The organism is Vibrio sp. D431a (assembly GCF_030248655.1).
In the GTDB taxonomy this organism is placed as follows: domain Bacteria; phylum Pseudomonadota; class Gammaproteobacteria; order Enterobacterales; family Vibrionaceae; genus Vibrio; species Vibrio alginolyticus.
Genome location: NZ_JAHGAP010000015.1, coordinates 244,894 through 264,475, shown reverse-complemented (window position 1 = coordinate 264,475; position 19,582 = coordinate 244,894). Strand labels below are relative to the sequence as shown.

At 45.4% G+C, this 19,582-nt stretch carries 16 protein-coding genes and 1 pseudogene; 7 read left to right on the top strand and 10 right to left on the bottom strand.

Going from position 1 to position 19,582, the window contains the following annotated elements:
• Nucleotides 1-80: 80 nt before the first annotated feature.
• A pseudogene (locus KJB35_RS14215) lies at nt 81-350 on the bottom strand (IS1-like element transposase); the annotation flags it as partial.
• Nucleotides 351-749: 399 nt separating this feature from the next.
• Here KJB35_RS14215 and KJB35_RS14210 point away from each other — a divergent pair.
• Complete coding sequence (locus tag KJB35_RS14210; protein WP_213907762.1) at nt 750-2,354, top strand: S8 family peptidase; 1,605 nt, start codon at nt 750-752, stop codon at nt 2,352-2,354.
• Nucleotides 2,355-2,615: 261 nt separating this feature from the next.
• Here the strand turns inward: KJB35_RS14210 and fabG are convergent, their stop codons facing one another.
• From fabG to KJB35_RS14190, 4 genes are all read right to left on the bottom strand, one after another.
• Entirely contained in the window at nt 2,616-3,335 is a 720-nt protein-coding gene (gene fabG / locus KJB35_RS14205) for a 3-oxoacyl-ACP reductase FabG (RefSeq protein ID WP_017633598.1), read from the bottom strand.
• Nucleotides 3,336-3,634: 299 nt separating this feature from the next.
• Nucleotides 3,635-4,429, bottom strand: a complete 795-nt coding sequence (locus tag KJB35_RS14200) for a metal ABC transporter permease (protein ID WP_149192137.1) — start codon at nt 4,427-4,429, stop codon at nt 3,635-3,637.
• Between the two features lie 3 nt (nt 4,430-4,432).
• Nucleotides 4,433-5,359, bottom strand: a complete 927-nt coding sequence (locus KJB35_RS14195) for a metal ABC transporter solute-binding protein, Zn/Mn family (RefSeq protein ID WP_171342629.1) — start codon at nt 5,357-5,359, stop codon at nt 4,433-4,435.
• Nucleotides 5,349-6,491: a hypothetical protein gene (locus tag KJB35_RS14190; protein WP_171345897.1), complete on the bottom strand. Its 1,143-nt coding sequence runs from the start codon at nt 6,489-6,491 to the stop codon at nt 5,349-5,351. The genes KJB35_RS14195 and KJB35_RS14190 overlap by 11 nt, the downstream gene beginning before the upstream one ends.
• Nucleotides 6,492-6,699: 208 nt before the next feature.
• On the opposite strand from KJB35_RS14190, the gene KJB35_RS14185 reads away from it, so the two are divergent.
• Nucleotides 6,700-7,371, top strand: a complete 672-nt coding sequence (locus KJB35_RS14185) for a cupin domain-containing protein (RefSeq protein WP_025767962.1) — start codon at nt 6,700-6,702, stop codon at nt 7,369-7,371.
• Nucleotides 7,372-7,444: 73 nt separating this feature from the next.
• Here KJB35_RS14185 and KJB35_RS14180 read toward each other — a convergent pair whose 3' ends face one another.
• Nucleotides 7,445-7,684: a YdcH family protein gene (locus tag KJB35_RS14180; protein ID WP_005373737.1), complete on the bottom strand. Its 240-nt coding sequence runs from the start codon at nt 7,682-7,684 to the stop codon at nt 7,445-7,447.
• A 228-nt stretch (nt 7,685-7,912) separates the two neighbouring features.
• On the opposite strand from KJB35_RS14180, the gene KJB35_RS14175 reads away from it, so the two are divergent.
• Nucleotides 7,913-8,716 (top strand): SDR family NAD(P)-dependent oxidoreductase, encoded by an 804-nt coding sequence (locus KJB35_RS14175; protein ID WP_191115795.1) that lies wholly within the window; start codon nt 7,913-7,915, stop codon nt 8,714-8,716.
• A gap of 77 nt (nt 8,717-8,793) precedes the next feature.
• On the opposite strand, the gene KJB35_RS14170 is transcribed toward KJB35_RS14175, so the two are convergent.
• On the bottom strand, nt 8,794-9,696 hold the full coding sequence (locus KJB35_RS14170; RefSeq protein ID WP_005373741.1) for a LysR family transcriptional regulator: 903 nt from the start codon (nt 9,694-9,696) through the stop codon (nt 8,794-8,796).
• 80 nt (nt 9,697-9,776) lie between these two features.
• Entirely contained in the window at nt 9,777-10,646 is an 870-nt protein-coding gene (locus KJB35_RS14165; protein WP_033906341.1) for a GyrI-like domain-containing protein, read from the bottom strand.
• Between the two features lie 125 nt (nt 10,647-10,771).
• On the opposite strand from KJB35_RS14165, the gene KJB35_RS14160 reads away from it, so the two are divergent.
• Nucleotides 10,772-11,920 (top strand): PLP-dependent aminotransferase family protein, encoded by a 1,149-nt coding sequence (locus KJB35_RS14160; RefSeq protein ID WP_158159473.1) that lies wholly within the window; start codon nt 10,772-10,774, stop codon nt 11,918-11,920.
• 411 nt (nt 11,921-12,331) lie between these two features.
• On the top strand, nt 12,332-13,360 hold the full coding sequence (locus KJB35_RS14155) for a hypothetical protein (protein WP_285357052.1): 1,029 nt from the start codon (nt 12,332-12,334) through the stop codon (nt 13,358-13,360).
• A 79-nt stretch (nt 13,361-13,439) separates the two neighbouring features.
• On the opposite strand, the gene KJB35_RS14150 is transcribed toward KJB35_RS14155, so the two are convergent.
• Complete coding sequence (locus KJB35_RS14150; RefSeq protein WP_031778841.1) at nt 13,440-13,766, bottom strand: DUF4156 domain-containing protein; 327 nt, start codon at nt 13,764-13,766, stop codon at nt 13,440-13,442.
• A gap of 224 nt (nt 13,767-13,990) precedes the next feature.
• On the opposite strand from KJB35_RS14150, the gene KJB35_RS14145 reads away from it, so the two are divergent.
• Together KJB35_RS14145 and KJB35_RS14140 are read left to right on the top strand one after the other, a co-directional pair.
• Nucleotides 13,991-14,701 carry a lipoate--protein ligase gene (locus tag KJB35_RS14145; RefSeq protein WP_213986717.1) on the top strand — a complete coding sequence of 237 codons (711 nt, stop codon included), beginning with the start codon at nt 13,991-13,993 and terminating at the stop codon, nt 14,699-14,701.
• A 285-nt stretch (nt 14,702-14,986) separates the two neighbouring features.
• The gene (locus KJB35_RS14140; RefSeq protein ID WP_285357049.1) at nt 14,987-16,459 is read left to right on the top strand and encodes a DEAD/DEAH box helicase; all 1,473 of its coding nucleotides are present in this window, start codon (nt 14,987-14,989) and stop codon (nt 16,457-16,459) included.
• Between the two features lie 105 nt (nt 16,460-16,564).
• Here KJB35_RS14140 and KJB35_RS14135 read toward each other — a convergent pair whose 3' ends face one another.
• Nucleotides 16,565-19,444, bottom strand: coding sequence for an amylo-alpha-1,6-glucosidase (locus KJB35_RS14135; protein WP_053304583.1), 2,880 nt, complete (start codon nt 19,442-19,444; stop codon nt 16,565-16,567).
• Nucleotides 19,445-19,582: the final 138 nt, after the last annotated feature.

Genomic DNA, 19,582 nt, shown 5'->3' with positions numbered 1-19,582 from the left:
TCCTCAACCAATACAGCTAGCCTTTCAAGTTTACAAATTAGTCTTATATTTGCTTTATCGAAAGGCATTGAGGTTACTTACCTTGGCGCGAGATTTTTTAAAGTGCTCAATACCGTGTTGTATGCGACATTCAACACTTGTACTGTTTCCCTAACGCCAGAGCTATTCATTGACATATCAACAATTTTTTCTTTTACATCTGGCTTGCGGGCTTCGTAAACTTAATCAAGTTAAAGCTCTTTCGACACTCGATACATCTGGAGCGAGGAAAGCCAGAATGCCCTTTTCCATGTTCACGAACGGGCTCTGGTTTTATTACAGAAACGACATTGAACTTGGATAGTAACCATGAGTTAAAAAACATCAGAAATCAGGTGGCTATATTAACATCTATCAACCGATTTGAGTTGTGACCAATGAAAGGATAGATAGTTAGGTTTTTATTGCGTAAATTATCGGTAAGATGAGGTCATATAACAGGCAATATGCCAGGTGTGTAGAATTATTCTATTTTAGGGATTTTGCTCTAAGTCTAAATGAATCTTTGCATTTCAATTTCAATAAAGCTTGGTTATTGATCATGTTTCTGAGTATGCGAATTATTATCAGTTATACATATAATTGCTCATTGTCTAGTTTGACTTGTGTAACGTCACTTCAGCACGTACTACGCTGATTGTCTGTGTTTTCGTGTTGACAGTTTGGTACTAGGTAAAAATCAACAAGACTATGATTTCAAGGAACATTTTATGTTAAAGAAACTACTAAGTTGTTGTATCACCTCCGCGCTCTGTTTTCATTCTTCTCTCGCTTTTTCGCAATCCAATGAGATTGTGGACAGTACAGAGTTACAACAAGCTCCGGACATATTACCAGCCACATTAATGCTCGCACCGGACGAGATCGCCATTGCAGATCGCTACATAGTGGTATTTCAACAACCGCAAATGATGGCGAGCAACTCAACGGAATTCGAGCAATTCACGCAACAATCCGTAGACCGCATGTCTGGTTTGTATTCGGTAAAAGTGGAGTCGGTTTTTGACCACTCGATAAGTGGATTTGTCGCTAACTTGAGTCCTGAGCAACTAAAAGATCTGCGTTCTGATCCTCGTGTGGACTACATTGAGCAAGACAGAATCCTATCGCTTGACCCAATAGTCTCGGCAGACGCAAATCAAACCAATGCCATTTGGGGACTAGACCGAATCGACCAACGAAACTTGCCACTCGATAACAACTACAGTGCCAACTTTGATGGGACTGGGGTAACGGCTTATGTCATCGATACTGGTGTGAATAACGCGCATGTTGAGTTCGGTGGTCGCTCAGTTTCAGGGTATGACTTTGTCGATAACGATGCAGATGCAAGTGACTGTAATGGACACGGCACACACGTAGCTGGCACCATTGGCGGCAGCTTGTATGGTGTTGCGAAAAACGTCAACCTTGTCGGCGTGAGAGTATTGAGCTGTACCGGATCGGGTTCTACTTCTGGTGTTATTGCCGGTGTGGACTGGGTGGCTGCGAACGCTTCCGGACCTTCAGTCGCCAACATGAGTTTAGGCGGCGGTCAATCCGTCGCTCTGGATAGTGCGGTGCAAAGTGCGGTTCAGTCAGGTGTCAGCTTTATGCTAGCAGCAGGTAACTCCAACGCCGATGCGTGTAACTATTCTCCAGCACGCGTTGCTTCCGGAGTAACTGTCGGATCGACCACTAGCACGGATGCACGTTCGAGTTTTTCAAACTGGGGCAGTTGTGTGGATGTATTTGCGCCAGGTTCACAAATCAAATCTGCATGGTATGACGGTGGCTACAAAACCATTAGTGGCACTTCGATGGCGACGCCACATGTGGCGGGTGTAGCAGCATTGTATCTTCAAGAAAACAGTTCACTGTCTCCAAGCCAAGTAGAGGCCTTGATCGTTAGCCGCGCAACTAGCGGAAAAGTGACGGACACAAGAGGCAGCGTGAACAAGCTACTTTATAGCTTAACGGATGCAGATTGTGGCCAAGACTGCGGTGGCCCAGACCCAACACCGGACCCAGAAGGCAAATTAACCTCGGGCGTGCCAGTAAGTGGTTTAAGTAGTTCAACTGGTCAAGTAGCGTATTACTATGTTGATGTAGAAGCTGGGCAGCGCTTAACCGTACAAATGTATGGTGGCAGTGGCGATGCGGATTTGTATCTCCGTTTTGGAGCAAAACCAGCACTGAATGCATGGGACTGCCGACCTTTCAAATACGGTAACAATGAAACATGTACGGTCAGTGCGACGCAAAGTGGACGTTATCACGTCATGATTCAAGGTTACTCAAACTATAGCGGTGTCAGCATTCAAGCGAGCTACTAGTTATTTTTCTCGTTATTAGAAGAGAACAAAGCCCGCTTTTCGGTGGGCTTTTCTTTTGGGAATACTGTGCTTTAGGGAATGCAGTGTTTAAGAGGAGACGCTATTCAAACGTATTGGCCTTTTGCTTCAAAAACTCAACTCGAAGCGGCATCGAAGCTTTCTATTAGTAGTTAGTAGTACTCACATAAGTCGGGTTCCTCAAACAAAAACGCCCTTCATATAAGTAAAGGGCGTTTGTTATTTGACGTTTTGATTAGCGAGCTATAACACCAGCCCACCGTCAATCTTGAGCACTTGGCCTGTGATGTAGGCGCTCTTATCTGAGGTTAGGAAAGAGACGCCATTGGCAATATCTTGAACTGAGCCCATGCGCCCTAATGGGGTTTTGCCTTCCATCATTTGAATGACTTTCTCTGGCAGGTTCTTGGTCATGTCGGTGGCGATAAAGCCTGGCGCGACACAGTTGACGCGTATCTGTGCACCCTTTCTTGAAAGTTCTTTCGCCCAGCCTTTGCTCATTGAGATGACGCCGCCTTTACTTGCGCCGTAGTTGCTCTGGCCGATATTACCATCCGTTCCCACTATAGAAGAAATGCTAACAATACTGCCTGTGCCCTGCTCTAGCATGACAGGAGCAACACGTTGGGTGAGTAAGAACACCGCTTTTAGGTTCACGTCGATCACGCTGTCCCAGTCTTGCTCTAACATATCTGGCAACAATGCATCTCGAGTGATGCCCGCGTTGTTAACCAGAGCATCGATTCTTCCGTGCTGCTCTACAACACTTTCTACTACTTCACTTACGGCTTCGGCATCACACAAGTTGACTTGATAACTGCTTAGCTGCGCCGACTGACTCCATTCCACGGGCGATATGTCTAGCCCGATTACGTGGAATCCATCCTCCAGTAATTGTTCACAAATCGCTTGGCCAATACCACGAGCCGCACCAGTGACTACTGCTACTTTTTCCGGTTTCATCTTGGTCTTCCTTAAATGTTGAGATTACAAATTCGCTTGTATCCCTAGCGTTTTTGTTTTTATGCCTAGTCGCGTTACAGCTGCGCTTCTCATACGCAGGGTCTTTTATATCTTATAAAAACTATAGAAACAGTCTGGGAGTCGGATGTGAACTAATCAAGGCAACTTGATGACTATGGCAAGATCAACGTAAGAAAGTGTGTTGGAAGGCGCAAAGTTACACGATTGGAGGGCTTGGATAGAAAAGTATTGGTCTGATTAATCAAATACTACTTCATCAGACCAATATTACTTGTCTCTTAATCTCTTACAAAAGCTGGTTTTGTTATTTTCACCAGAAAAGGCTGAAGCAAGAGATTAAACAACATGCCAGCAATAAACAGGGTGATCACAATACTCGCACCACTCGGTAAGTCATAGCGAGCCGATGCGGCAATACCCGATAAGATCCCAACAATACCAATGCTGATACTGGCGACAAAGAATCGAGTTCCCTTCAATGCTGCCGCACATAAAGCTGGAATCACCAACAAAGCAAATTCTAAATAAATGCCGGTTAACTTGACCGTAATGGGCATCAGAATAGCAAAGATCAGATAAAAACCACTACCGCGCATAAACGCAGGTTTTAACCAAACCAATAGCAACATCGCAGCGGTAATGAGTGCCAAAGGCCAGACGTCTGCCCAAGTCGCCCATAACAGTTGCCCATTAAGAATGCCTTGAATAAAGTCTCCGCCGTGTGGGTCTTTGCTCACCAGCAGGATTGCCAGCGATGCAGACACGACAAACAAGCTGCCAATCATGGGCTCTAAATGCTGCTGGTATCGTTTCTCCATAAGGGCGATCAAACCGCAAAGCATCAAAGACATCACCCAAGGGCCAATCATTTCGCCAAAGAATGTGCCTGAGAACAGCGCGTATTGGCTCAACCAGTAGTGGCTAAGTGCTGCCCCCAATGCCGCGACTTGCGCCACCGCCAAATCTATAAAGATGATCTGACGATTAAGAACTTGTTGCCCCAGAACGATGTTGCCAACTAACGCAATTAAACCACACAAAACCGCAGGTAAAAGCCATGCATAATCAGCCATGGCTCAGATCTTCACAGGAACGGGCGGCACTAACACATCCAGTAAATCATCAATGACCTGATCGTACATCTCATCCAAGTTTTCACCCTCAGAAACGGTCAATGGCAGTTGAATCACAGGTTTGTCAGTATGATCTTGCAACCAGTTCGCTGGACGCTGATCCTGATGAGAGGAGTAAACAATCGCATCAAAACTGTCAGCATCTAACTTGGTAAGTGATTGCAGGTGAGATGTGGTCGGTGAAATGCCCGGTTTAGGTTCGAGATCGGCAATCTGCTTCATTCCGAGCCAATCGTACAAATAACGATACGTCGCGTGATAACCGACAACTTGCTTACCCTTTAAAGCAGCCCCTTTCTCATTCCATTCTTTAAGCTTTTTACGCCAATGAGCACGAAACTTCATACCATTCACTTGGTAACTTTGTGCGTTGTCGGGATCAATCGCTTTTAGGCGATCCGTGACTTTACGAGATAATGGAATCATGTCATTTGCCGCAAATTGAACATGTGGGTTACCGTGAGCGTGTATATCTCCCATGCTACGGTCAACGTGAGCATGAGTATCTAACATGCGCACGAAGTCCGTCGCGTAGATCATGCTCGGCGCACCATTTTGCACCGCCGCATTGCTGCTACGAACTTGCAGCATAGGTAACCACCCCACTTCTAGTTCTGCACCCGAGCACATTGCCATGTCCGCTTGGCGCATCTTCGCAATCAAAGAAGGACGAGCTTGTACGTAATGTGGGTCTTGCTTAGCCGTTGTCGCTGAATAAATACTGGCATCTGGCGCGTGGCTTTCAAGAAAGGCTTTCCATTCTGGCTCACAAACGAAAATGTTTAGAGCCAAAGCAGGCGAAGAGATGATGGCAGCTCCTGCTGCCATCATCACCAAACTGCATTTATTCAATGTCAGCTTAGAACGCATGAGCACCGTGCGCTCCAAATGTCATCACGTATTGCAGAGTGAACACGTTGTCTGTCTCGCTGTCTTGGTTATCAATGCGAGTGTATTGCGCACGGATAGTACCGAAATGAGAAGAATCCCATGCGATCATCGCATCCATTTCTTTATCATTCAGCTCAGTGAAATGCATGTGGTCGCCGTGTGCATGACCATCGTAGCTTTCTGCTTCGCCGTAACGTAGACCTGCTGACCAGCTTGGGTTGAAGCGATAAACACCCGAAACATAGTAAGCGCTTAAGTTGTCTGGTGACTCTGCATCGTTTTTATATTTGCTGTCTACCACACCGTCTAACAGCATGTATTCAGCCGATAGCGTGAAGTTGCTGTATTTGTAATTACCGTCTGGTGCCCATTTCCAAACAAAATCAGCACCGTAAAGGTTCGCACCTGTCACTGCTGCGCCATGATGGTGATCGTGCTCATGCTCTTCTTCATGACCGTGGTCGTGATCTTCGAATTCTTTAACCTTGCCGTTTTCGTTACGCAGGTAACTTAAACCAAACTGCCAACTTGAAGATTCGGAGAAGTCACTACCAAGCTTCAGCGTCGTGGTGTACACGCCAACTTCAGAACCATCTTCAACAGAAGACATTTTGCTACCACTGAGCGCTTCTACACCAAGTTTTACGTAAAGGTCGGTTGGCAACACGATGTTTGCACGTACACCATCATCGTAGTAGTGCGAGCCAAGGAAAGTACGATAAGCAATTGGACGCTCAACAAAGCTATCGGTGTGCATGTGTTGGTTATTCAGGTAACCAAAGTCAGATAGGAATCGGCCAGCGCGCACATTTACACCATATGGCAATGCCAAAGTTTCGATGAATGCCTCTTCAAGCTCTAATTCTGTATCATCACCATGACTTTCAAGAACCGCGGTCAATGCGCCGTAAAACTTGTCGTCGATATTTGATGAGAAGTTTAATTCCGTATGGCCTAGACCAAAGCCTTCTTCGCGCTCAGAATTATGACGTTGGCCATCTTGGTAGTAGCCATCAACAACAACACCAATCTGTGGGTTCGATAGTGTGTCGGCAAAAACAGGGGATGCAAAAATGCTACCGATCACGAGAGACACCAATTTCTTATTCACTACTTTTTCCTTTTTGTTATGTTATAACATTTAATTTTTCGATGTTATAATATAACAATTCTCATTACACAAGCGGAAATTTAAATTAGGCTCCGATTTCATGTTCGTACTCAATCCATGAATTGGGCTATCAACAAATGAATCAATTGATGTTTTTTATACGTATACTAATGAGAATTAGTAATTAAATAAGTAACGGAATTTCAATATGTTGAATATGGATTTTTCAAAAAGAATCGTGATAGATACTGCTCAACAGGAGTGGATCGCCAGCCCTTCCAAAGGTGTGTGGCGCAAACCTTTGGAACGAGAAGCCAAAGAATCAGGGCATACCACCAGCGTCGTTAAGTACGAGCCAAATTCGCAGTTTTCGACTCATCCTCACCCTCAAGGAGAAGAAATATTGGTGCTCGAGGGGGTATTCTCTGACGAATACGGTGACTATCCTGCCGGCACTTACCTTCGTAACCCTCCAGGAAGTCAACACGCACCATTTAGCAAAGAAGGCTGTGTGATTTTAGTTAAACTAAATCAGTTCGAATCTGAGGATCTTGAAACAGTTCGCATTAATACAAACCAAGCGAGCTGGCAGAGTGGTGTCGGTGGGTTGCAAGTCATGCCGCTGCATAATTTTGAGCACGAACATGTCGCATTGGTTAAATGGCCAAAAGGTAAGAAGTTTCAACCACACCGTCACTTTGGTGGTGAAGAAATTTTCGTATTGTCAGGAGAGTTTAGAGACGAGCTAGGTACCTATCCCGCTCTCTCTTGGATTCGAAGCCCACATATGAGTGAGCATTTTCCTTTTGTAGAGCAAGAAACGATCATTTGGGTAAAAACTGGTCACCTGCCGCTCCAAGCTCCTGCTCAGCACTCCTAGTGTTTGCACACTTGGCATCGTCCATTGGAACTAAAATCGGCCCGCAATTTACGAGCCGATGATCATTTCGTCACTAAGAACCCATTATTCGCGAGTGGAGCCAGTCTTTGAGCTCAGCCCGGTTATGTTTTAACACGTTCATTTCGTGATCATCAATCGGGCTTCCTTGAAGTTCTAGTACGCGGATTTCCTTATCTAAAGCATTGTAGTTTTTAACGGTTTCAGCAAATGATGCATCGTTTTCGGTAAGCTGAGTAATGGTATCCAAATGTTCTGGGAATTCATGAGTTAATGAGTGATTTTCACCTAACATAGAGACCTCTTGGCTATTATTTGAGTACAAAATAGTGCCTAATTTTTGAGCACCACATGTATAACCGTAGCATCTAATGAGACGTTAATTCGTCGCACCGTCCACAAAAAGAACAACAAAGTTATTTTCAATTTTTCCTAGAAAGTGTTTTCTTTTTAGTCTCAATAGTCGAATGCAAAAGATGCCACTATGATCGTTCTATATTAACCTTCAACAATGAGAGCGATCATGCGAAAGACAATTCTAGTTACTGGATCTACTGACGGTATTGGTTTAGAAACCGCGAAAATGTTAATTAACCGTGAACAACACGTAATAATCCATGGCCGGAATATAGAGAAAGTTCAACAAGTTGAGCAAAGTTTGAGGGAGATGAAAAGTGGTAAAGTTGAAAGCCTTGTTGCTGATTTATCCTCTCCCAATGCGGTAAAACAGATAGTGATGGAGATAACAGAACGGTTCAATCATTTAGACGTCATCATTAACAATGCTGGTGTGTACGCAACACCAAATCCAAGAACTAAAGAGGGTCTTGATGTACGCTTCGCAGTCAACACCATTGCTCCCTACTTACTCACTAGAGAGCTATTGCCGTTGCTCGGAGATACGGGTCGTGTGGTTAATTTGTCTTCAGCTGCACAAACAACAGTAAACACTAGCGCTTTACTCGGTAACAAACCATTGTCAGATGGCGAAGCATATGCCCAAAGCAAATTGGCATTAACGATGTGGTCACGAGCAATCGGACTAAAGCTTAAGAACACTGGCCCTATGTTGGTATCAGTAAACCCAAAATCATTCCTAGGTAGTAAGATGGTTAAAGATGCTTATGGGGTTGCTGGTGGTGATATCCGCTTAGGAGCAGATATTCTAACTCGCGCTGCGCTATCAGAAGAGTTTGCTCAAGCGCATGGTATGTACTTCGATAATGACATTGAAGCATTCGCGCCCCCACACCCTGATGCATTAGATCAAAGCAAAACACAGCAGATAATTGATAGTATTGAATTAATCCTAAGCAAACTCTATTAATAACAATTAAGAATTATCTTGAGGTTCGTTTTTATTCGGACCTTAAAAACAATGTATTCGATAAGTGAAGCTTGTTATCACTTTTCCGCAAACTCCCAATAAGGTGGCGTGCCATAGTATTCAGCAAAGTAATCAATAAAGGCACGCACCTTAGGCGCAATTAAACGAGAGCTTGGGTACACAGCCCAAATCCCAGCATCCATCGCTAAAGGGTGATCTTCGAGTACTTCCACTAGCTGACCACTTTGTAATTCTTGATAAACACTCCAAACCGAGTTGATAGAAATACCTAACCCGTTTACCGTCGCGTCTCTCATCGCATCACCATTATCGGTTTTAAAACGACCAGAAGTTCTTACATTGAACATTCCATCTTTTGTATTGAATGACCAATTATTCATTCCAACTAAGTTAATACACTCATGATTCGTCAAGTCTTGGGGCTTGTTGGGTCTCCCAAATTGTTCAATATAATCTGGTGATGCAACGATAATACGACGATCTGGCGCAAGCTTTCTTGCGACCAATGAAGAATCTTTCAACTCAGCGACACGAATGGCGACATCAAAACCTCCCTCAACCAGATCCATAATGGAATCAGAAAATCGGCAGTCCACGGTTAACCCTGGGTAACGCGCCATAAAACCTTTTAATGCGGGCACAATATGCAAGCGACCAAAAGTTGCAGAGGCGGTTATACGTAATACTCCCGTTGGCGCGCTCTGCCCTGAGCCAACAGCTCCCCTTGCTGCCTCCACTGTTGCAAGGACCTCCTCCGCGTGAGGTAAAAAAGCCTGCCCTTCTTCAGTTAAGGAAACTTTGCGTGTGGTGCGATGAACTAAACGAACTCCTAAGCTGTCCTCAAGTTTGTTGATGTGCGCACTAGCGACAGCAGGAGAAAGTCCAAGCTCCTGACCAGCCATGCTGATGTTGTGTGTCGAAGCCAAACGGACAAATAGCTTTACATGATCGATGTTCATTTAATTTTCAATTATTTGTAAAAAATCACCATATAGAGCTTAGCATTTTCTTCCTTACGGATAGTAAATAAATACTCCAGTTAGAAAAAACTGATGGGCAGATAGAAGTCCAGCTCAAACGCCTCATCATGGCTAAGGAAATGGTTTTTATGATAGTGAACATAAGCGGGAGTAGAACGCTGCTTAAAGCCTGAATTCGGCAACCACTTTTCTAACACCATACTCAATTGAGGAAGAAGCTCTCCATATACCCCTGTTAAGCGAAAAACAGCATGCAAACCACCCGGAATCGTCATTTGATTCACGACACCGCGTACTTTAAGCGGCTTATCAATCGCCATACAAGCCACATAGCGACACTTATCGAGCTCAACCCAAGCGGGGTTGGAGTGATGCAAACCGTATTGAACCGAAAAGTCCCGATTCTCAGAGCTTGCCCACGCCTTCAAAATCAGCCACGCATTGCGAATGGAACGGCTATAACCCTCATGCCGCACATAAGCCGCAAAGCGTTGTGGAACCTCCATAATTTTAGGTTCTGGCAACTCGCGTTTAGCAACCCGATGATAACCCGCAGCCACTTCCGGATCTTTTAGATACGGCTTTTCTGCGACTTGTAAATCATGTTTTCGCCACGCGCCAGGAGACATAGCGAACGTTGCTCTAAACGCTCGGCTAAAAGAAGATACCGAGCTAAAGCCGCACTTGTTAGCAATGTCTAACACCGATGAGCTGGTATCAAACATCAGTTGATTGGCGGCGTATTCCATTCTTGTGCGACGGATATATTGATGGACAGACTCCCCTACCACATCTTTAAAAATACGATGGAAGTGCTGTTCAGAATAGGCTGCTACATCTGCTAGCTCTTTAGCCGATAAATCTCTGCTAATGTCCTGGTGAATGTAAAACAGCACGTCATTGATTCTGGAAACTTGTTGATGGCTCACGGAGTAAACTTTCGCTTAAATAGCATAAATGGACATATTTAACAGCATAAATGGACACACCAAGCTTGGCAATTTACCTATACTATTTGTGACATAAAAAAAGACAATTACGAGAAGCACAGCACATGGAAATCGCACATTCATTACAACAAACTAAGTCATCCTACATCCGAGAGATCCTCGCAGCAGCAAGCGATAAGAACGTCATTTCTCTTGCAGGTGGCTTACCGGACGAAAAAACCTTCCCGATCGACTTAATGAAACCGACGCTAGAAAACCTCGCGAATATGCCAGAGGTGTTTCAATATGGCGCAACAGCAGGCTACGCACCGCTACTTAATTTTTTGACCGATTATTACCAGCTGCCAGAATCTCATTTGGCGATGATCACAACGGGCTCTCAGCAAGGGCTAGATTTGATTGCGCGTGCGTACGTGAATCCGGGCGATAAAGTGGTAATGGAAGCACCGAGCTACCTTGGTGCTATGCAAGTATTCGGTCTAGTGCAAGCCAACATCGTGACTGTTTCACAAACCGAGTGTGGTCCAAACCTTGAAGAACTTGAACAATGCTTTGCTACACAGCAACCGAAAATGTTCTATGCCGTGCCCGATTTTCACAACCCAACGGGCGTGTGCTGGGCGCTAGAGACTCGCCAAAAAGTTGCCGAGCTTTGTATACAATACGACGTGGCATTCATTGAAGACGCACCATACCGCGAGCTGCGTTTTTCTGGTGAAGCGCTTCCACTGGTTTCGGACTTCTGCCCACAGCACTCCATCGTATTGCGCTCTTTCTCCAAAATAGCTTCACCAGGCTTGCGTATTGGTGTAGTTACGGGCAAAAGCAGCTACCTTGAGCCACTTATCAAAATTAAACAAGGTGCCGATCTGCACTCTAGTATTCCTATGCAAGCTTTGCTGCATGGTCTGCTGCAACATGACAACTTCGAAACGCACATTTCAACCATCTGTGCGCTTTACAAATCACGTTACGATGTCATGTTTGCTGAGCTGCAAAAACAGCTGCCAGAAAGTTGCGTACTCAAACCCGTCGATGGTGGCATGTTCGTTTGGGTCGAGATTCCAGAATGCGACACCTTCGAACTGGCGAAAAACCTTCTCGCAAACTGGGTTGCCGTAGTGCCGAGCCCGGTCTTTTATCCAGAAGGTTCAAAGGTAAAAGCCGCTCTGCGTCTTAACTTTACCAATGCTACACCAGAAGAACTGACGACAGCTGTCTCTCGACTCGCGGATGTCCTCAACACGTTGTAATTGAACGCGAGTGTAAGAACCTGCCTTTGAGATTCAAAAAAAGTCTCAAAGGCAGCATCAAAAAAGTTCCCCAAAAAAATTTATATTTTTCCTTCAAATCAACTCTCTACAGTAAGTGCCTGTTTTCTCTTGAACCTCTCACTCATATAAAAATGAGAACTCAATCACGTATTTGATGGTTAGAAAAGTTACGTCTATCTTTCAGTCAAAGACATCAACTTCGCAGCGTTAATGCTCTCAATTTCAGACACTTTATCAATCGTGGCTTAGCGGTTGATAAACGACTAAAAAAGCATCTGTGGGCAGACCCACTACGAAGGGTTGACCAGAACCATTCTGAATGTCGCGAGCCAATCTTTTGATTGGCAATTACGTCAGTGAATCGCACCAAATGACAGAGGGGTTATCAGGATGAATACTCGAACCACGACAGGACTCGTCACCATCGGCTGGTCCGTTACACTTTCACTTTTTACCGCATTCGCCGTGTATGCCAATACGTCGCCAAACTGTAGTGACGTATTAGCGGGCAACACAACCGCCGCATCGCAAAAAATGATGGTTTTATTGGGCGAAGACATCACCAAATCCAACCGTATAACTACGGTGATTCCAGCCGAAAACAATCCATTTGTGACCGAAGAACTGGTTTCGGTTTCTAACGACGTATCGCCAAACGGTCGTCTTTCACAAAAGAGTTTGGACGAGATTCGGAAAGTCCGCTCAAATCTAGAGAAAGCAGCACAGGAAGTAAGCCGATTACAGGGCACTTTTGAAGTGGCTTTCATCAGTTTGATTGATGGTTACTGCCAATTTTCTAATCATAAACGTACTCAACATGCCAAAATCGACTTTGACCATTTGGAAGGCCTCACTTTGTATTCAATCCCCGCTTTAATAGCAATGGTCGATCAGTCGTACTCCATGGCAAAGAATCGAATCGCTAATGAGCAGAAACAGTTAAGCGACATTGAAAAAGAGAAACAGCGGCAGAAACAACAAGCAACCGCGGCAGCAGCCGCTCGTTACCAAGACGGTAACGTACTCGTAAGAGTCGAGAACTTTGATGGCGCTAATGTGACATTTTCCGTTACTAACATTGGATCACAAGGATCATTACAACCAAATTTCAACACGTTTAATGCCTATCGCACAGAAAGTGGAGAATTAATCTACAAGTCAGAATCTTTACTACACCTGGCGGATACTGCAGGTAACACACTTGAAACAATGGGTATCGCTGAGCTCTCATCACAAGGTGGAAGTGACATATCGATCTCTCCTGGAGAAACCCGAAAATTCGTTACTAGCATTGCTTCAGAAGTCGCGCCACATACGCAGTTGAGCTTAGAGTTTCCAGCCAAAGTGCTTAATACCGAGCGAGACTTTACATTGTCGTTCTCTGATACATCAGCGGTGGCGACAGCAAACGTCAATTAACGCAAAGTCTCCAGTATTTGTAGAGCGCATCAAAGACAGGCGAGCAGCGCCTGTCTTTCAATTATGATCAAGCCAATAGCTACTGTTTGCACTTGTAAGCATTTGCAAACATCGTCACTGACGTAGAAAAGCTCAACGGTTGATATAAGTACAAGGTATCTGCGCCTAAATCTGCCGCCTTGAGGCGCATTTGGTTTAACGTACCCCAAACCATGTCTTTATCGGCGTGAAGCCAATAGTCGTAAAAGTGTCCTTCTGAGCCGATCACGGTACCCATTAGTTCACAGTTTTCAATCGCATTCACATTGTCCCAAAGCACCTGTACTTGCTCAGATTCTTGAGTTGGGAACGTCACACATCCCGTTAATGATGCCGCTAACGCGAGAGTCATCACTCGCTTTTTCATACTTATATCGCCAAAAATTTTCATAGATGGCAGATTTTATGAATGGCTGATGTGATGACTAGCAAAAACTTTTTATCGCGTGTTCAAGCAAACTTAATGGACAACGGAAAAGACTCAAAAGGTGATCATGCAACTAGCGAGCAAAAACCTAATCACTCAAACCTAGCAATAAAGCTGTATCTGAGATACAACAGTAATGATTAAATAGCCGCGAGGGATAGAGTTTGGTTGCTAAAAATAAGCTAATTCGCTACACAGCTACGGAAGTCGCTGATGCATTTGACAAAGAAGATGAGCTCATTAAACAAGTTCAGTCCAACCAACTCTCGCAAGTGCTATTGCTTTGGCAAGTAAAAAGTCCAACGCTCGTGCTTCCCGCGGGTAAGAAATGGCCAGTGTCTAATGAGTTAGAACATGCGTTAAATACGTCTGGCTGGAAGCTCTTTTCTCGTAAAACCGGTGGTGCCCCAGTCCCTCAGGTGCCAGGTATTATCAATCTATCCCACATTTACCACTGGCCAGAAGGCGAGCCTTACAACATCAAAAAAGCGTATCTCGATTTATGTGCGATATTAACGGTTTTCTTTGAACACCTAGGCGTGAAAGTGGATGTTCATACTACACCGTATTCCTACTGCGATGGCGAGTACAACCTCAACATTGGCGGGCAAAAAATCGTGGGAACCGCGCAGCGCGTTTTACTGAAAAAAGGCGGTGGGCAAGTGGTGTTATCACAAGCATGCATTCTGATTGATGTCGACGTCGAGAAGATTGTCGAACCAGTACGAATGTGTAATCAGTTTTGTGGTCACAGCGATGATATTCGTGGTGATGTCCACACACCGCTCTTCCATCATATATCCGACCGCCCGTCGGTAGATTCGCTCTTTCAGCAATTGACGAGTGCGTTTTTAACGCATGCAAAAGCGGAGTAATGAAAGGAGCAAGCCTCCCCCACACTCCGAACAGCATTTGATAAACTAAAACTGCATGCCGTGATAGCGATGTAAGAATGGGCATCGCCAACGTAAAACCATTCAATCGATCGATCAAACCAGTTATCAGTTTTGCCTGCCAAAAAGAAATGAGATCCAGTTCAAATATTTATCCATGACGGAATTAGTTGAAGCCTGCGCGTAAAAGCCTCAGAATGTCGCACTTTTCGCACCGATTTGTTTTCGGCGCGTTGTTATCTAACTCTACAATTGAGAATCATACATATGGGTTTTACCTCGTTAGGTCTATCTGCTCCAATCCTTAAAGCTATTCAAGAAAAAGGCTACGACACCCCTTCGCCAATTCAGGCAAAAGCAATTCCTGCTATTTTGGAAGGGAAAGACGTAATGGCAGCAGCGCAGACTGGTACAGGTAAAACCGCAGGCTTTACGCTACCGATTCTTGAGCGTTTATCGAACGGCCCTCGCGTTCGTGCTAACCAAGTTCGTGCACTTATCCTGACGCCAACGCGTGAACTTGCGGCTCAGGTGCAAGAAAACGTGTTTATGTACGGCAGTCACCTTCCACTAAGCAGTACGGTGGTTTTTGGTGGTGTGAAGATCAACCCGCAAATGCAGCGTCTTCGCAAAGGTGCGGATGTGTTGGTCGCGACACCAGGGCGCCTGATGGATTTGTACAACCAAAATGCGGTGAAGTTCGACCAACTGGAAGTGCTAGTGCTCGATGAAGCAGACCGTATGTTGGATATGGGCTTTATCCGTGACATTCGTAAGATCCTAGCTCTGCTACCAAAACAGCGTCAGAACCTACTTTTCTCGGCGACTTTCTCGGATGAAATCCGTGACCTTGCGAAAGGCTTGGTGAACAACCCGGTTGAGATTTCAGTGAACCCGGCAAACTCGACGGCGAGAACGGTTGAGCAAAGCATCTACCCAGCAGACGTGAAAAAGAAAGCACCGATGTTGGTTAAATTGATCAAAGACGGCGATTGGAAGCAAGTGCTGGTGTTTACGAAAACGAAACACGGCGCAAACCGTCTGGCGAAGTTCCTGATCGAACAAAACCTACCGGCTGCTGCCATCCACGGCAACAAGAGCCAAGGCGCGCGTACCAAAGCACTGGCGGATTTTAAATCGGGTGAAATTCGTGTGTTGGTCGCGACGGACATTGCTGCGCGCGGTATCGATATTCCTCAATTGCCGCAAGTGGTGAACTTTGAGCTACCTAAAGTGGCAGAAGACTACGTTCACCGTATTGGTCGTACTGGCCGCGCGGGCGAAGTAGGTAAAGCGATTTCACTCGTGTGTGCGCTAGAAGCATCTGAGTTGTTTGCGATTGAACGTTTGATTCAAGAAGTACTACCACGTAAAGAGCTGGAAGGTTTTGCGCCAACCAATGTGGTGCCAGAATCTAAACTGGATACTCGCCCAATCAAACCGAAAAAACCTAAGAAGCCGAAAAAACCAAAAGCGCCAAATTCTGCAAGTGAAAACGCCCCAGCAACCGATAAGAAAGCAGGCAATGGTGCAAACAAACCTAAGCGTCGCTTCAACGCTGGTAACAACGGCAACAAAAACAGCACCAACCAAGGCGGTGCAGGCAAGCCTAAAGGTAACCGTGAAGGCCAAGGTCGTGCACACAGCAAACCAGATGACCGTAAACCTAACGGCAACAAGCCAAATGGCAATAAACCGTCAGGTCAGCGCCGTAAACCTCGTCCGCAGGCTGCAAACTAACCTGTAAACGGCCACCGATAGCAAATACAACAAAGCCGCTGATAATCTCAGCGGCTTTTTTTCTTAAAACACAGTTTTTTTAGAATACAGCTTTGTTAAAACAGTCTACATTAAAGGTGTGATTCGAATATCTGCGATTTGCGCTTCGTTCTTTTCACCCTCAATACCACCAGCGTAGATGTAGGTTTCATTCGATTTGAGGTAACTCATATTGAAGTGGTCCTTCAGCGCGATCTGATAGGTTTTTCCCTGCTCCAACGCTACTTCAATTGGCGTTGAGTAACGCATACCTTGGTTTTCACCAATATGGCCCATCTGCAAGTAACCTTGGCCAACCACCTTACCTGCATCATCCAATACCTCTAACAATTTCACGGTGTTCGTGATGCCAGTATTAAGTTGCCCTAGGTTATTGTTGTACCAAGCATCGAACTGGTAAGTGCTCGTTACAGGCGCTGTAAACGACTCTGTACCTTTTACGATGCCACTGTCTTTACTCACCGTAACCACTGAGACATTGTCTTTGAGTGGCTGATATTCGCCATCGAGTTTGATGCGGATCTCTTCACCGACACAAACAGGTTGGCTTGGGTTAGAACGGAAGCCTTTATCGTTAATGCTTTCAGCCAAATAACAAGCAAAACCTGTTGGCGTATCGGAATAAGATTGAGCAATCACGTTCTTTTGAATCAGCTCGCCATTGCGATACAAGTTCACGTTGTACTTGCTCGTCACGTCAATCGAAACAGAATTATCAACGCTTTTTACCACCAATGTCGGCTCTTGCGGAGAATAAACGCGGCTATCTTCACTCACATACGGTTTCACACCAGAAACTAAAGTAATGCTGCTATCTACGTTCACTAGCGCGCCCAGTGTCACGTGGAAATGCCCCTCTTCGTCCATTGTGACATTTTCAACTGGGTAGTAGCCCGTTTCATCTTTGCTTACTTCAGGCAAATCAATGGTTACCGAGTAGTTCTTTCCTTTGAAGGCAAAGTTTTCCAACTTGATTTGTTCAGACTGAGCCAACAAGTTATTGCGCACCCAACTTGTGATAAATGGCTTCACTTCCAACTTACCCGTTTCGGTATGGATGCCGAATAAGGTCTCTACCACCATGTTCAAGTAGCCACCCACAGACCAAAGCTGACGCTGAGAGTTAATCACTGGGCCATCCAAGCTCGGATCTTCGCCATGATCACTATGGATGATGAATGACTTACCAGAAAGCCACTCTAAGTTTTCCATGTTGGATAAATTGGTCGCTGTACCACGAACCAACGATTGAATGGCATTGTTCGCCGCAGCCACGTTTTGTGTTTGATGCGCGGCGCGCAAGCTGTACGCGGTAACAAATGGCCAAATTGCGCGGTTATGGTACACAGGCACATCCGGTTGTTGAGGGAAGTAAACCGGCACGCCAAACTCACTGTGGGGGTAATTGGCCATGATTTGCTTCGCCTGCGCATCACTTGCCACACCACTGATGATCGCCAACGCTTCGCCCAACATGTCATATTTGTCGACCGCGATGTCTTTGCCATTGTCAAACAAATAGCTTACGTACATACCGCGTTCGGCATTCCAAAACTGCTCGTTGATAGCGGTTTTTAACTGCTCAGCCCAATTGGTGTATTTGACCGCGTTGGTTGAATCGTACTTCTCTGCCAACTTAGCCGCGAGCTGAATCGCGCGGTAGTGAACCACGTTTGTCGATAACGCTTTGCTGCTACCAATTGTATTGACATCGTTTGGCGTCCACGTTGAATACGTTTGCTCACGCCAATCGAGGAATGATTGTTCACCAGTGTATAAACCGGATTTCGCATCAAAAGCCGCCAGGCGATCGGCTTCAAGTGTATTGCTGATCGCTTTGTAAGCGCGCTCAGAAAATTGGTTGTACTCTTCCCCATCTAATGCCGAAAGTAAGCGTTCAGCACCAAGCGCCCAAGTCGTGCGATCGGTACTGATTGGCCAACTGCCGCCAGTGCCCGTGTCTTGCACAATCTGCTCGCCATCGTATTGCTGATCGGTCGTGTCGCGGAAAGCAGACAATTTGAAATTCAAACCATTTTGCACCCGAGTTGGATTCATCAATGCAAGCGAAAGGTCTGCTGCGTACGCCAAATCACGCGTCCATACGTAATGCCACTTCGCGCCCGTCTCAAAAACTTCCGCTTTGATTGGGTTGTTGTAGTTGTAATTGCCGTCTTTGATTTCAGAAACGGCAAGCTGGTCTAGCTCTTTCATCGTCAATGCAAACAACGCGTCAAACGCGACATCACCCGACACCACTCGCGGCCCTGTTTGCTCATTAATCACTAAGCCTTGGTCGAGCGCATCACGCAATTCTGTCGTCGTTGAAATACCAAATTCACGCAGCTCCGCTTTAGGATCTTTCACCGAGAAAATCACGGTATCACTCGAGTCATCGTAATTGGCGAACAGTTTCACTTCTTTGCTCTGATGCCCTTCATGCACCATTGCAGGGTCGAGAATCGCATCAGAGTAGTATTTTTCCGCTTCTTCTTGTGTTGCTTTCGTCACAGTCATTGTCGCGCGACTTTCATCGGCAAAGCTCACAGAAAACTTGTAATACCCTTTGTCTTCAAACGTGATCTCAGAGTTGCAATCATCGTTCATACACGCTTCATTCGTGTCTGGTTTTGGCAGGTACTCCTGAGCTTTATCGAACGCCGCGGGCTCCTCAAAGTAGGTGTATTGGATCTGCCAACCCGGATCAGCAATCTTGAACTGATTACTACCTCGAGCGACGCGCAGTACGGTTTCGTACTCGTTATTACCCAAATAGTTTAGCTTGGCATGCTCTGCCGTGCCCCAATCCCCATTTAAACCACGTAAATATAAGTCGGCTGAAATAATTGGTTTGTCGACCGGCACTGGCGCATCAGAAGAATCTGACCCACATCCAGCAAGACCAATACAAGACGCGACAGCAAGCGCAATAAAACTCGGTTTCATGTTCATCCCTTAGATTGTTGTTTTGGCGACAGTCTAAAGAACACCTTTTTGAGGGGAAAATAGGAAGTCAGGAGCGAGCTATAGATAACATCTATACGTCAAACCCCAACAGTGATGTAGATCTATGAAATGCGCATA